Raw genomic sequence first — 13,288 nt, 5'->3', positions numbered from 1 at the left:
GGAAGCCTCGTTCAGCCGCGTCTGCCAGACGTGGGCACGGTGCTCCGTACTCCCAGCCGGCAGTGACCGGGCATGCAGGGCCAAGCTTGGCATGGACATCTTGCGGTCCGTGCAGGTGACCACAAGCGAAAGTTGCCTCACGCGACTCGACTCCAGGATCCGGTAACTCGTCTCTAGTTGTGGTTACTCTACCGTCCAGATAACACGGTAGGGTGCACCGGTACCCAAAGAGCCAACTGAAGGAGTGAACATGGGACGTCCCGCAATCGTGCTGCTGAGCGGTGGTCTTGACTCGACCACGGTGCTGGCCATCGCCAAGGAGCAGGGCTTCACGCCGTACGCGCTGAGCTTCCGCTACGGCCAGCGGCACAGCGTGGAGCTGGAAGCGGCCAAGCGCGTTGCCGAGGCTCAGGGTGTGGCGCGTCACGTCATCGCAGACATCGACCTGCGCGTGTTCGGGGGCTCTGCACTGACCGACGACATCGAGGTGCCCAAGCACGACACCGTCGAAGAGGCGGAGAGCAGCAGCGTCCCGATCACCTACGTGCCTGCACGCAACACCATCTTCCTGTCCTTCGCCCTGGCCTACGCCGAGGTCGTCGGTGCCACCGACATCTTCACCGGCGTAACCGCGGTGGACTACAGCGGCTACCCGGACTGCCGGCCCGAGTACATGGACGCCTATGCCAAGATGGCCAACCTGGCGACCCGGGCGGGCATCGAAGGTACCCAGGAGCTGAAGCTTCACTCCCCGCTGATCGCCCTCTCGAAGGCCGACATCGTCCGCGAGGGCCTGCGCCTTGGTGTCGACTACTCCCTGACCTCGAGCTGCTACGACCCGGACGAGCAGGGCCGAGCCTGCGGCCGCTGCGACACCTGCCTGATGCGCCTGAAGGGCTTCGCGGAGGCGGGGGCCACCGACCCCGTCCAGTACCAGGGCGCCTAAGAATGACGTACCTGATCAAAGAGATCTTCTACACCCTTCAAGGGGAAGGGAGCCACGCAGGCCGCCCCGCTGTCTTCTGCCGCTTCTCCCGCTGCAACCTGTGGACCGGTCTGGAAAAGGACCGGGAGCGGGCGATTTGCAGGTTCTGCGACACCGACTTCGTGGGCACAGACGGGGAGGGCGGTGGCCGGTTCGCCTCCGCTGATGCCCTCGCGCAGGCCGTCGAGCAGGCATGGCCCTCCGAGGCCGCCGATCACCGCTTCGTAGTGTGCACCGGCGGAGAGCCGCTCCTGCAGTTGGACCAGGCTGCCATTGAGGCACTGCATGCACGTGGCTTCGAGGTTGCTGTAGAGACCAACGGCACGCGGACGCCGCCGGAAGGCATCGACTGGCTGTGCGTCAGTCCCAAGATCGGCTCCGACTTGGTGGTCACCCGCGGCGACGAACTGAAGCTCGTGTACCCGCAACTCGGCGGAGACCCAGCCCAGTTCGAGCACCTTGACTACCGCCACTTCAGGCTCCAGCCCATGGACGGCCCTGATCGAGAAGCCAACACCCGAGCAGCCGTCGAGTACTGCATGAAGAACCCGCGCTGGACCCTCTCCCTCCAGACGCACAAGTATCTGGGAATTCAGTAATGGAAATCTTCCGCGAGTTCACCTTCGAAGCCGCCCACCGGCTGCCCCGAGTTCCCGAGGGCCACAAGTGCGCCAGGCTCCACGGGCACTCCTACCGCGTCATCGTCCACGTGGAGGCCCCGGTCGACCCCGAGGCCGGCTGGGTCATGGACTTCGGTGACGTCAAGCGTGCCTTCAAGCCGATCGAGGCCCGTCTCGACCACTACTACCTCAACGACATCGAAGGCTTGGAGAACCCCACGAGCGAGCAGTTGGCCCGCTGGATCTGGGACCGGCTACTGCCCGACTTGCCGGCGCTCTCTGCCCTGACCGTCCGAGAAACCTGCACCTCCGGGTGCACCTATCGGGGCGAGTGAGAATGCACGACATCCAGAACGAGGCCGACCTTCGTGGCATCGAGATCGACGAAGTCGGCATCAGCGGCCTGCGCTATCCCGTGAGCTTCGACGACGGGTACCTGCGCCAGCACGGCATCGCGGATCTCACGGTCACAGTTCGACTTCCGCATGACCGGCGCGGCACACACATGAGTCGCATGGTCGAGCTGGTTCACGAGCACCTCCAGCAGTTTGACCCGCGGGAACTACCGCAGGTCCTCAAGGCCGGTGCGGACCTTCTGGACGTTTCCTCGCTGACCGTCACCGTTTCTATGCCCATCGGCACTCGTGTCACAGCGCCAACCAGTGGTGCCGAGTCCTGGCAGGTCCACGATGTATCTATCGAAGGTCGCTTGGACGGCAGCGCGGCCATCGTAGCGACCACTGTGACCTGTGAGGTCACCAGTCTGTGCCCGTGCTCGAAAGCGATCTCGGACTACGGCGCACACAATCAGCGCAGCCGCGTCTCGTTGACCGTTACCGGCGTGGGAGACAATCCATACCCATTTCCTGTGCACGATGCCGTGCAACTACTTAGGGGTTGTGCGTCCGCTCCCGTGGTGCCCCTCGTCAAGCGGCCCGATGAGCGTGCCCTGACGATGGAGGCATATGACCATCCGGTGTTCGTCGAGGACATGGCTCGAGATATCTCTCTTTCCTGTCGGGAACGAGAGTTCGTTCACTCAGTGAGCGTCCGTAACTTGGAGAGCATCCACAGCCACGACGCGATTGCCCGCATCTCCGGATGACGCGCCTTGTTGACGTGCGGCACGCCACCCCAGCGGGGTCGCGCCGCACGTCAACAGACGGTGTCCTCCATGGTTGCGACCGGCGACACTTCCAGCGTGTGGACAGTCGAGGAGACCGGAGGGAGATTGCGGTTGTTGCGTATCGCATCAGAGTCTGCGGACTGCTCGTGGCGTGACACTCCTGCTGGCGCGTGGCGGGTAGCGTGTGATCATTACCGATGCAGCAATTGGCTGGCCCAGTAGACGAGGTTGCCTCCCGCGCCGCCCACCACGAGGGTCAGCAAGGTGAGGAACATCGGTGAGACCGACACCGACATGGAGAAGTGGCTACCGATCCTCACGTCCAACGATCGTTGTACGGCCCCGACATTCCCCGCCTGCACGGTGTCCGATTGCGGTGACGGCAGCGCGTCGCCGGCATCGTTGGCAAACGGGGAGCCGATCTGCGTGAGATGCTCAGAGGTCATGAGTAAGCCCTTCTGTGGGTGCGCCGCCGGTACCTGGCCTCGGAACCTCAACCGAAAGCGCAACGCTCAGTCCGCCTGTTTTTTGCAGGTAGATACAAAGGGGGCCCCGCCGTAGGCACGGCGGGGCCCCTCTATGATGGATCAACGGTACTGACTGGCCTGACCTGAGGTCAAACGTCCTTGTCGGACGTCTACTTGGTGCCAAATGATCATTGGCGAAGCGCCGCTTGTCGCGCGGATGCGTCGGTGGCAACTGTGACGGCCCGCTCAAGGCGTGCCGGCTCCACAGGCCAGCTCACGTGCTCTTCGACTTCCCACTGAACCGGGCGCCGCGTGTCCCGCCTCACGAGGTCAGTGTCACGGCGTTGATCACTTTCGGGGGCGCCTGCCAGCGCTGCTGCCGTCGAACCTGCCAAGTGGCCGCCACCTGGCAGCCCTGTCCCTGAGGAGAACTATGCGTGCTCGCCCCATTGTCGCCGCCGGTGCTTTGGTCGCGTACATAGCCACAACGCCTGCAGCCAACCTGCTCGTCACTCACTATGGAGTCGTCCCCGTCGGGCTCGGGCAGGCAGCCCCCGCCGGTGTCTACATGATCGGCCTCACCCTCGTACTTCGCGATCTGGCTCGTGAGCTTGCCGGACGTGTCCTGATCATCACGGCCATGGCCATCGGTGCGGTCTTGTCGTACTGGCTGGCTACTCCGGAGTTGGCGACCGCGTCCGTGGCGGCCTTCGTAATCGCCGAGACCCTGGACTACGCGGTGTATGAGCCGCTACGCCGACGCGGGCTGGTCCTGGCCGTTGGGATATCCGCCACCGTCGGTCTGATCGCAGACTCCCTCGTCTTCCTGTGGATCGCTTTCGGATCCTTGGCCTACCTGCCCGGCCAACTGCTCGGCAAGGCCTGGATGACCCTTGCCGCGCTCGCTGTCATCACTGTGTGGCGCCGTCTGCGGCCGGTGGTGGTGCTTGCATGAAGCCCGCTCCCTTGGAGTCGGAGCCCGGGTGATCGGAGTGTCACACGAGCCGTACGCAAGTTGAGGGTGCCGCAGTTGGGGCGGCGCGGTGCTGGTAGGGCCGCGCCGCCGGATGGCGGTTCTAGCGTCGGTTCTTGGGCTTCTTACGCTTGGGCTGATTGCGGACCACACCGCTGCGGTCCGGCGGTGCCGGAGTGCGACGGGGGGTGCCGGCCGCTGCACGCAGGATGGCGGTCACGCGCTCGTGGAGGGCCTTCTTCTGCTCCAGTGTGGTGGCATCCGCCGGGGTCTCCAGCAGGTGCTGCTTGATGACGGAGACGATGTCCTGCTCCCACACGCCGCGTTCGGCAGGGTCGCGGGGGAGGGGGTAGTCCTCGCCGTAGAGTTGGTGGAGGAAGATGAGTGCCTCCTCGTCGCCGATCTCAGTGATCGTTTCGCGGTCGGGGACCTTCAGCGCCCTGGCCTCGCTCTCCCTGATCTCCTTGATCAGGTTGAGGCGCACGGTCTCCCTCGAGCGGATGAGCCTCGGGTTCGTCCCGAGCCACGCCGCGGTCGCGGCGAACGCCAGAAGTCCCGCTTCGGTTGTCGCGGCGACCGGATCGAACTCGACGCCGTCGCGGCTGTCCCCCTTCATCGCGGAGAGCAGGGCCAAGGCGGCCTCCCGGTGCACGGCGGGTGCGTCCCGTTTGATCAGTTCGGCCGCCCCGTGCGCCGTTTCCGCGTCGGAGAAGCGGGCGCCCTTCTGCTCGCCAAGGCGGAAGAGGTCGTTGGTCAGGGCAAGCGCCTGGTTGGCGGGGAACTCGAAGCGTGGCCTCGGGTAGGGCTCGCGGCCGGGGTCGTCGTCCCAGGTGGCGATCCGGTCCACGACAGCCGCGAGGGTCTCGCGGTCTGCGTCGATGAAGGCCAGGACCACGCGGCGGGAGAAGGCGTGCATCCGCCCGGTCCGCTCGACGACGGCCGCCGGCATCTCGTCGATGATGGCGCGGGCCGTGTCGCTGAACGCCTGCTGGTCCGCATCGTGCTCGCCGCGGGCCGCTCGGCGCGCTGCCCGCCGGGAGGGCAGCGCGCGGCAGGTGCCGATCAGGACGGCCAGTTCGAAGGCCAGCATGACCTGGTTGTCCGGGGACTGGGCGGCGAACTCGGACTGCGCCCGCTTGATCAGCTTCGGGCTAGTGCTGTGGACGGCCTCGACCGCACGCAGCGGAAGACCGACGGGATACCCGGGGATGTCTTGGGGGAGCGGCTCGATCTCGCGCAGGTAACCGGTGGACATCATGGACGCGGCCACCTGAGGCCAGGTCTGCCAGAGGTCGGCGCCCCGCCCCTCCTTGACGATCAGGTCGCCGATTCGGTTGTACGCCTCGACGTGGCCCGACTCGGTGAGCGCGCAGACCGTCCAGGCGGCTGCGCTCACCCAGCCGGCGTCGTCGCCTCCGGCGAAGGATCGGTGCAGGGCCGCCTGCTCCAGCAGCTCGTCCAGTCTGCCCGCCGCCCGGATGAAGCCGGGGATCAGCTCCCGACCCCAATGCCCAAGGAGGTGGGCTCGGTCGACCGAGCCCAGTTCGATGGCGCACCGGTCGGCAGCGTCCTCGGCCTTGGACGAGTCGCCTTGGCGGGCCGCGTCCGCCAGTGCTCGCCCGAGCTTCACCCAGGCGGCTTCGGGGTCGGGCACGTTGGTGAACAGCGCGGCCGTGTCACCGGTGGCTGCCGCGACGATCTCTGCCCAGGCCGCAAGCAGCCCGGCGGTCCTCTCAGCGTCGAGCACGACGCCGGCCAGGTGGGCCATCAGGACGTCGCCGTTGTGCGACGGACCGTTCGCCAGGATCTCGGTCAGCTGGCGCGCATCGGTGAACCGAGCCTGTTGAATCAGCATGCGAGCCATACCCCCCGTACGGATCACAGAGCCGTTTCGCGGGGCTGCCGTGATGCTGAGCGATGATGTGAATGTTCTTGCCGGGACAGCGTTTCAGCAGAGAGCCCCAGCTGCAAGGCAGTGCCGTCGGCGCGTCGGGTGGCCGGCTAGGAGTTTGCACGGCCTGGGCCAAGTCACCTCCGGCACGGCGGTCACCTTCAGTTCAGGTGCATCCGTCACGCACACCCTTCTTCGGTGTCGCCACGGCGACCGGGCTCAATCTCAACACCCGTCTGAATCAGGGCGATGATCGCGGAGGTCGGACGCACGTCGCCGAAGCTCCGATAGACGGTCCGCAGCACGAAGGAGGTCATATCCACGCTGCTCAAAAGGGCGTCCCCGCGCGTGGGACCACCGTGACGGACCTGACCACCCAGCGATGGCAACCCACCCTCTACGATGCCCTGCTCGTCCTCTCCCAGGCCGTCCTGGCCGTCCACTTCGACGACCTCCTTCCACTCTTCCCACCGAAGCCAGGCTCCAAGGGCACCTGATATAGCCCCATCACCGCCGCGCATTCTGACCACCGATCACCTACACAGGCGATCGCCGCCAGTAGCCGGACCAAGGACGATGAGCCGGATCTGTTCTTTCTTGCGCGGTAAGCGCTGATCCGAGGCGGCTGGACCGGCGGTGCACATGGGATGCTCTGCCTCTGAGGGAACGCAGGCATGCTCACGCGGTCGAAGCCGGGCGGGCAGGGAGGGGCCGAGGCATGGCGGGCGAGTTGTGGCCACATCAGGTGGAAGCCGTGGAAGCGGTGGCCACCGCGGTCGGGCGGGGCGGCCGTACCAGCCTGATCGCTGCCTGCGGCACCGGCAAGACCCGCATCGGCGGAGCCGTGGCGACCCGGCTGGGCCCCAGCCTGCGCGTGCTGGTGGTGGTGCCCACGATCGAGCTGCTGGTTCAGACAATCGACGCCTACCGCACGGTCAGCGGCGGACACCTGGGCGCCACGGTAGCGGTGTGCAGCGACCCGACGATCGCCGAGATGCAGATGCTGGAGGGCGAGCCTGACGTGGTGGTGACCACCACCCCAGACGTTCTGGCCGCCAGCACCCAGGGCCGAAGCCGAGTCACAGTGCTGTCCACCTACGCCTCCCTGCCCGTGATCGCCGCCGCGCACGCCCACCACGATCTCCCGCCCTGGGACCTCACGGTGATCGACGAGGCGCACCGAACCACTGGTAAGGCCGACGGTCCGTGGAAGGCGATCCACCACGACGCGCAACTGCCTGCTCAACGGCGCCTCTACATGACCGCCACACCGAGGGTGGCCACCACCAGCGGTGACGCCGGGGTGTCGATGGACGACCAGCAGATCTTCGGCGACGTCTCCTACCGGCTACCGTTCTCACGAGCGATTTCGATGGGTCTGCTAGCGGACTACCGCGTCATCGTGCCCGTGGTCACCGACGAGGAGGTCCACAAGCTGACCGCCGACGCGAACCTGGCCCTGCGCCTGGGGGCCGCGTCGCTGCAGCCGGCCACCGTGGCCGGGCAGATCGCGGTGCTTCGCACGATGACCGAGTACGGAGTCCGACGGGCCATCAGCTACCACCACCGTGTCGCCGACGCCCGGACCTGGGCCTCCACCCTCCCGGCGACCGCGGCCCTGATGCCCGGTGGCCCGGTCGGAGTGTGGGCCGGCCACGTCTCCGGCGCCCAGGCACCTCACCTGCGGCGCCGAATCCTCGAACGGCTCGCCGACCCCGGCGACGAACTCGCCGTGGTCAGCAACGCCAAGGTCCTCAACGAGGGCGTCGACGTGCCCGCAGTCGACTCGGTGATCTTCAGCCGGCCGCGGCGCTCCGCCATCGACACCATTCAGGCCGTCGGGCGGGCGCTGCGCACCGGTGGCCGCCGCGACAAGGTCGCCACCATCGTCGTCCCGCTTCTCCTCGCTGCCGGAGAGAGCCCCGAGGCGGCCTTGGAGAGCAGTGAATGGGAGCCGGTGTGGCAGGTGCTCCGTGCGATGCGCGATCACGACGACCGCCTGGACGAGGAACTACGGCTTCACCGCGTGCAGATCGGCGAGGGCAAGCCGTTCGAGACGCTCTCGCGGGAGCACAAGCTGCCGACCTGGCTGACGGTAGCCGGGATCGAGGTGCCGGAGACCTTCGCCCGCGCCATCACCATCCGGGCTGTGCGTGCCACTACCCCGAGCTGGGACGAGTACTACGGCGCCGCCCGCGCCTACCACCAGGTCCACGGGAACGCCGACATCCCGTACGACTGGATCACCACGGAGGGCCTGCGGCTGGGTTCCTGGTTGAGCAAGCAGCGCGTCGCCTACAACACCGGTGACCTGCCAGTGGACCGCCTCGAACTCCTGGAGAAGCTCGGCATCGTCTGGGACCAACTCGAGGAGTCCTGGCTGCTCACGTACGAGGAGGTCAAGCGCATCGCTGAGGAGATGGGCCACTTCGCCTTCGAGGAAGGCGTCGTCACCCAGCGCGGCGTCGTCGTCCTCAACTGGTGCACGGCGCAGCGAACCCGGCGCCGGGCGGGCAAGGTGTCGGAGCAGCGGATCGCGCTGTTGGATGCGATCAACTTCCCCTGGGACGGTGCACAGGACCGTTGGATGCGCCGCTACCAGGAACTCAAGGCGATCTACGACAGGCGTGGGAGCCTGCTGCGTCTGCCCAGCACATCACGTGAAGCGATCTGGCTGGAGGGCCAGCGCGCCAGTTTCCGCAAGGGTCGACTCGATCCCTGGCAGGTCGACCTGATGGCGGAGATCGGCATCGACTTCCAGGACCGCCGCGACAGCTCCTGGCGCAACACCTACGAGGCGTTGAAGGCATTCCACGCCGAGGAGGGCCACTGGGCCGTCCCGAGCGATCTGGTCACGGTCGACGGCATCAACGTGCAGTCATGGAGCACCGCGCAGCGCAGCAACCGGCAGAGCGGAACGCTGGCCGAGGAGTACGTGGCGCTCCTCGACAAGATCGGCTTTCCCTGGGATCCCGCACAGGAACGCTGGGACAGCCGCTGCGTCGAACTCCATGCGTTCCACACTGCCCACGGGCACATCAAGGTGCCCGCCGGCCCGCTGGACTCCTGGCTGTACCAGCAGCGCAAGAAGTACCGCCAAGGCCAGCTCGCTGAGCCCGCGCAGCAGCGCCTCGCCGCGATCGACCCGCTGTGGTACGACGAGCGGGCCTCCTTGACCAGCGAGCGGACCAGGCGGTACTTCGAACTGACGAACTCCTCTTGGGAGAAGGTCAAAGCGGTCCTTCCGACGCGCGGCGGGTCGGTGTGGGAGAACAGTGATCACCGGGCCGTCGTCGAGGCCATCCTGTGGAGGCTCGGCACCGGTGCGCGGTGGGAGGACATGCCGGTGGGCACCGGTTCGTACGTCACCGTCAGCGGGTGGTATTACCAGTGGGCGAAGGACGGCACGTGGCGGGAGATCTCGCGATGCGCCCAAGTCCGGGGCCACCACCGGGCCGACGGCTGAGAGGGGACGCGCAGTGGTGAAAGACGAGAGCGGCCTATCGCGCCGGCCAGGCGGCCTGCCCCTGCCGATCGCGGCTGCGCTGGTGGTGATCTGCCTCGGCGGGGTTCTCGCGGTTGGCGCCCTCCAGATCGCGCTTGCCGGGAGCGCCTCGCTCGGGGAGCGCCTTGCGGTGTTCGCCGTCAGCGGCGCCTTCCTGGTGCTGATGGCCCTGGTGGCCTTGTGCGGCGTGTGGCTGACGGTTCGGCAGCCGAGACGTCATGCCCCGCCCCAACGTTCTCGGTAGGCGTCGGGAGCGCGCGTCGACGAACGCTTCCGATCCAGGACGTTTGTCGGTCGGTCGTGATCGGCGTCAGGGTCTCGGAGTCGATGCGGGAGAACACGAGGTCACACTGCTCTTCCAGCGCCTCGCGCCAGTGGACCGGCACGTCGGGTCGGCTGTGGAGCGCGGCGGGGTAGCTGGTCGCGGCAATTCGTCGAGCTTTTGAGCAGAAGCGGCTCTGCGGCGTGCGGTGGTGGCGTGAGCTGCGGCGACGGCCGGGAGCAGGCCTCGCTGAGGGGTCGTCATGGATATGGCAAGAATCGCCGTGCCCGACGAGCGGTCTCCTGGGACTGCGTGTGCTGTTCACCCGAACACCCAGACAGCAATCGGCCCACCTGCGAGGATCGCCAGCATGCAGACATCTCCCGCGGACCACGCCTGGGACGACTTGCTTCAGTCGGGCACCGGCCCCGTGCAACAGAGCTTCCTGGACCTGGTCAGGAGCACCCGTGACCACGTCGGCTACCACCCGGACATCGTCTGGGGCAACCTGCAGACCCCGGAGTACGCCGCCGCCATGCTGCGACTCGTCGTCGACTTCCACGAGATCCCCGACGACATCGAGGCCGGCGTCGCCGCGCGGACAGCGCGAGCGCAGTACATCGGGCAGGAAGGCCGGACCTACCACGTACTGCTCGGCGAACAGGCGCTGCTTACGAACATCGGCGGAGCGGACGTGATGCGCGGGCAGTTGCGGCGGCTGCTCGACGCCACCGCTCTTCCCGGGCTCACCCTGGGGATCATCCCGGCACGCGCCCGCCTGCGGGTCTATCCAGGCGACGGCTTCTCCATCTTCGACGATCGCCGCGCCGAGGTGGAGGGCTACCGGGGCGCCGAGACGATCACGGACCCGACGCGGCTCGCGGTGTTCCGCAAGGCGTTCGAGTTGCTGCAGCAATCGGCTGCCTACGGCCCGGCAGCGCGAGACCTCATCGAGACTGCGATGGACGGACTCAGCCGCGAGGCGGATGACGTCCTCTGATGTCCCGCACCTTCGAGCTACACCTACAGCGCCGGTACTTCGACCTCGTCGCCGCCGGTCGTAAGACCACCGAAGTCCGTGTGCTCTACCCGCGCCTGGCGGACCTTTCGGCCGGAGATCGCATTCGCTTCAGAGTCGAGGATACCGATCAAGCCTGCGAGGTCCTGGTGAACGGCGTCACCGCCTACAGCGATTTCGAGGCCCTCTTGGCCGGCGAAGACCTGGCCACGATCGACCCGACCGCCACCCGCGAACAACAGCTCAGCGCCATGCGTTCCTTCTATCCTGCCCCGAAGGAGAGTCTCGGCGCCCTGGCCATCGCGATCACACTGACCTGACCGCTCGTCGCAGCACCAGTGAGGTCGTTCAGCGGCGAGCCAGGTCAACAGGTAGCGCCGCGAGACCAGCCCTTCGGAATCCGCCGTTCGACGTACAGGCGACGAACGCAGTCGCTACCCTCCGGCGATATGGATGTTGACGGACTGCTGAAGCAGGCCCAGGCGGTGCGCTTCCCATCGACCTGGGACGGGTGCCTCGCCTGGGCGTCCGGGTTGGTCTCCTGGCACCTCACGCAGCGCCCCACCGCCTGGGCGCCCGTCCGGGACAACACGGATACATACATCCACCATGTGACCGCGGTGGTCGCTTGCGCGCTGCACGCCACCGCGGTTGAGTACCGCCTGGACGCTCCCGCCGGTGGCGAGCTGTTGCGCATCCCGCTTGCGCCGGCCGGCGAACTTCTCGGCGACGGCGTCCTCGACGTCCTGGCGAGCGCCTCACCTCCGGCTCCGGATTTGTCGTCCCTGCTGCACTCCATTCCGTACTGGATCGAGCAGGGCGACGATGACGCCCGCACCAAGGGCGAGTTCATCGTCGATCAGGCCCGCGGTGTGCTCGCGCTGCACACCGAGTTCGGATACGCGGTCGGTGACCGTCTGCGGGCCATCCTGGAGACCGGGCAGGCCATGGACGACCTGCAGCGCGGCAACGCTGCCGTGACGTATCCGCCGGACGCTTGCATCTACGAGACGGCTCAGCCGCTTGATGACCACGTGATGGCCGCGTCCAACCTGGAGGCCATGCACCTCGCGGACCAGGCAGCCGGGACGCCCAGTTTGGGCCTGGAGCGGCAACGTCTGCTGGTCCAGGCCGCATTGAGCGACCGGATCGTCCTCGGTCTCGGCGAGCGAGCGTCAGAAGACCAACGTGAACAGGCACGGGCCAAGGCCGGGACTCTGCTGGATTGGGACCGGGAGCACGGCACGCACACCGGTCCGCTCGCCGCCGAAGACGGCCGATGGAAGGAAGATCCGCTCGGGTACGTGCGGCAGGAATACCACACGCACCTCGACCGCCTCAGCCAGCCGCTCCTTGGGGACTGACCTCAGCCGGTTGCTCCCGGCCAGTACGAGCGGTAGCTGATCGGTCATCGCCTTCTGCGAAGCAACCTCCCCGAGGCTGCCGAGACGCTAGCGTCTCCTCATCGACAAGCAGGGAGTGTGGCTGTGCAGTTGACGGTGGTGGTGCAGAACCTCGGTCACGGTGGGCTGAAGAACGGGGACGGTGAGCCGGAGGACCGGTGGCCGCTGCTGGCCGAGCGAATCAACGCGGCAGCCGAGCGGGTCGATGTGGTGCTGCTGTGCGAGGCGGTGGACTGGGGTCTCTACGGTCACAAGCAGCTGGCCCGGGCGATGCGCGACCTGGGCCTGGACGCGCTTCCGCTGGCGCCCTCCAAGAGCGGCTACGGCACCGCCGTGCTCTACCGGCCTGAGGTCCTGGGCCGTTGGAAGCGTTGGAACACTGACTTCGCGCTGGAGACCCTGCACGGCTTCGGCATCGCCACCTTCGAGATCGAGGGCCTGCCCGCGCCGCTGAGCTTCGTGCCGGTGCACTACGACCCGCATTCGGCGGACCGGGCACTCATCGAGGCGAACCTGACCGCGACCCGCGGCTACCGGTACGGCCCGTTCGCTGTACTGGCCGGGGACTGCAACTACCCGCCCGCGTCCTCCACGCACCCGCTGCCTGATTTCTCCGAAATGCGGCCATATAATCTGGGGTCGAGGACGCTTCTCCCGGAGGGAGACGTCGACCCGGGCGTGGATCCGGTGCCGGACCGGCGGGTGGCCCGCAAGCTCGTCCAGAACGGCTACGTGGATGTGGCCTGGCACCTGTACGAGAAGACGGGGGACGAGCGGCTCCTCGCGTCGACCGGCACGGACGACCGGATCGATCAAGCGTGGGTATCCGGTCCACTGGCCGGAGCGGTCTCCGGCTACCGGCTGCTGAGTGAGCCGAAGGGCGCCAGTGACCACGACGGCCTGGCCTTCGAGCTCGAGACGTCCGCTATCGACACCGCCCGGCCCTGGGCCTATCGCTGACCGGTCACGCGGTTGCGGTCATCGGTGAGCAGCAGCGAGACGCCCGTCCAGAGCCGTGGGAGGGCCCGTACTCAGCTG

General features: G+C 67.2%; 14 protein-coding genes. 11 read left to right on the top strand and 3 right to left on the bottom strand.

Annotated features, from left to right (window positions below):
- The first annotated feature begins 250 nt into the window (after positions 1-250).
- The 4 genes from queC to ABH940_RS16200 are packed head-to-tail and all read left to right on the top strand — an operon-like array spanning position 251 to position 2,710.
- A complete protein-coding gene (queC, locus tag ABH940_RS16215; protein WP_370066399.1) occupies positions 251-946 on the top strand; it encodes a 7-cyano-7-deazaguanine synthase QueC in 696 nt (231 codons plus the stop codon).
- A 2-nt stretch (positions 947-948) separates the two neighbouring features.
- Positions 949-1,584: a 7-carboxy-7-deazaguanine synthase gene (gene queE, locus ABH940_RS16210; RefSeq protein ID WP_370066397.1), complete on the top strand. Its 636-nt coding sequence runs from the start codon at positions 949-951 to the stop codon at positions 1,582-1,584.
- The gene (gene queD, locus ABH940_RS16205) at positions 1,584-1,940 is read left to right on the top strand and encodes a 6-carboxytetrahydropterin synthase QueD (RefSeq protein ID WP_370066395.1); all 357 of its coding nucleotides are present in this window, start codon (positions 1,584-1,586) and stop codon (positions 1,938-1,940) included. The genes queE and queD overlap by 1 nt, the downstream gene beginning before the upstream one ends.
- Positions 1,941-1,942: 2 nt before the next feature.
- Positions 1,943-2,710 (top strand): GTP cyclohydrolase I FolE2, encoded by a 768-nt coding sequence (locus tag ABH940_RS16200; protein ID WP_370066393.1) that lies wholly within the window; start codon positions 1,943-1,945, stop codon positions 2,708-2,710.
- Positions 2,711-2,922: 212 nt separating this feature from the next.
- Here ABH940_RS16200 and ABH940_RS16195 read toward each other — a convergent pair whose 3' ends face one another.
- A complete protein-coding gene (locus tag ABH940_RS16195; protein ID WP_370066391.1) occupies positions 2,923-3,177 on the bottom strand; it encodes a hypothetical protein in 255 nt (84 codons plus the stop codon).
- Between the two features lie 454 nt (positions 3,178-3,631).
- Here ABH940_RS16195 and ABH940_RS16190 point away from each other — a divergent pair, with 454 nt between their 5' ends.
- Positions 3,632-4,153: a VUT family protein gene (locus tag ABH940_RS16190; protein WP_370066389.1), complete on the top strand. Its 522-nt coding sequence runs from the start codon at positions 3,632-3,634 to the stop codon at positions 4,151-4,153.
- A gap of 121 nt (positions 4,154-4,274) precedes the next feature.
- Here the strand turns inward: ABH940_RS16190 and ABH940_RS16185 are convergent, their stop codons facing one another.
- Both ABH940_RS16185 and ABH940_RS16180 read right to left on the bottom strand, forming a co-directional pair.
- A complete protein-coding gene (locus ABH940_RS16185; RefSeq protein WP_370066387.1) occupies positions 4,275-6,026 on the bottom strand; it encodes a hypothetical protein in 1,752 nt (583 codons plus the stop codon).
- Between the two features lie 215 nt (positions 6,027-6,241).
- Positions 6,242-6,505, bottom strand: a complete 264-nt coding sequence (locus ABH940_RS16180; protein ID WP_370066385.1) for a hypothetical protein — start codon at positions 6,503-6,505, stop codon at positions 6,242-6,244.
- Between the two features lie 275 nt (positions 6,506-6,780).
- On the opposite strand from ABH940_RS16180, the gene ABH940_RS16175 reads away from it, so the two are divergent.
- The 6 genes from ABH940_RS16175 to ABH940_RS16150 all read left to right on the top strand — a co-directional run bounded on the left by ABH940_RS16175 (position 6,781) and on the right by ABH940_RS16150 (position 13,210).
- Positions 6,781-9,528, top strand: coding sequence for a Helicase associated domain protein (locus ABH940_RS16175; protein ID WP_370066383.1), 2,748 nt, complete (start codon positions 6,781-6,783; stop codon positions 9,526-9,528).
- A gap of 13 nt (positions 9,529-9,541) precedes the next feature.
- Complete coding sequence (locus ABH940_RS16170) at positions 9,542-9,811, top strand: hypothetical protein (protein WP_370066381.1); 270 nt, start codon at positions 9,542-9,544, stop codon at positions 9,809-9,811.
- A gap of 388 nt (positions 9,812-10,199) precedes the next feature.
- A complete protein-coding gene (locus tag ABH940_RS16165) occupies positions 10,200-10,829 on the top strand; it encodes a DUF5753 domain-containing protein (RefSeq protein ID WP_370066379.1) in 630 nt (209 codons plus the stop codon).
- The gene (locus ABH940_RS16160) at positions 10,829-11,167 is read left to right on the top strand and encodes an ASCH domain-containing protein (protein WP_370066377.1); all 339 of its coding nucleotides are present in this window, start codon (positions 10,829-10,831) and stop codon (positions 11,165-11,167) included. Before ABH940_RS16165 ends, ABH940_RS16160 begins: the two co-directional genes overlap by 1 nt.
- A 291-nt stretch (positions 11,168-11,458) precedes the next feature.
- The gene (locus ABH940_RS16155) at positions 11,459-12,211 is read left to right on the top strand and encodes a hypothetical protein (protein ID WP_370066375.1); all 753 of its coding nucleotides are present in this window, start codon (positions 11,459-11,461) and stop codon (positions 12,209-12,211) included.
- 123 nt (positions 12,212-12,334) lie between these two features.
- A complete protein-coding gene (locus tag ABH940_RS16150; RefSeq protein WP_370066373.1) occupies positions 12,335-13,210 on the top strand; it encodes an endonuclease/exonuclease/phosphatase family protein in 876 nt (291 codons plus the stop codon).
- Positions 13,211-13,288 lie beyond the last annotated feature (78 nt).

The organism is Streptacidiphilus sp. BW17, from assembly GCF_041262485.1.
GTDB lineage: Bacteria > Actinomycetota > Actinomycetes > Streptomycetales > Streptomycetaceae > Streptacidiphilus.
This window is presented reverse-complemented; position numbering and strand designations above follow the sequence as displayed.

Excerpts from the sequence above, each read along its gene's own strand:
- ABH940_RS16190 (WP_370066389.1), top strand. The coding sequence starts at position 3,632 with ATGCGTGCTCGCCCCATTGTCGCCGCCGGTGCTTTGGTCGCGTACATA.
- ABH940_RS16175 (WP_370066383.1), top strand. The coding sequence starts at position 6,781 with ATGGCGGGCGAGTTGTGGCCACATCAGGTGGAAGCCGTGGAAGCGGTG.
- queC (WP_370066399.1), top strand. The coding sequence starts at position 251 with ATGGGACGTCCCGCAATCGTGCTGCTGAGCGGTGGTCTTGACTCGACC.
- ABH940_RS16160 (WP_370066377.1), top strand. The coding sequence starts at position 10,829 with ATGTCCCGCACCTTCGAGCTACACCTACAGCGCCGGTACTTCGACCTC.
- ABH940_RS16165 (WP_370066379.1), top strand. The coding sequence starts at position 10,200 with ATGCAGACATCTCCCGCGGACCACGCCTGGGACGACTTGCTTCAGTCG.
- ABH940_RS16195 (WP_370066391.1), bottom strand. The coding sequence starts at position 3,177 with ATGACCTCTGAGCATCTCACGCAGATCGGCTCCCCGTTTGCCAACGAT.
- ABH940_RS16185 (WP_370066387.1), bottom strand. The coding sequence starts at position 6,026 with ATGCTGATTCAACAGGCTCGGTTCACCGATGCGCGCCAGCTGACCGAG.
- queD (WP_370066395.1), top strand. The coding sequence starts at position 1,584 with ATGGAAATCTTCCGCGAGTTCACCTTCGAAGCCGCCCACCGGCTGCCC.
- ABH940_RS16200 (WP_370066393.1), top strand. The coding sequence starts at position 1,943 with ATGCACGACATCCAGAACGAGGCCGACCTTCGTGGCATCGAGATCGAC.
- queE (WP_370066397.1), top strand. The coding sequence starts at position 949 with ATGACGTACCTGATCAAAGAGATCTTCTACACCCTTCAAGGGGAAGGG.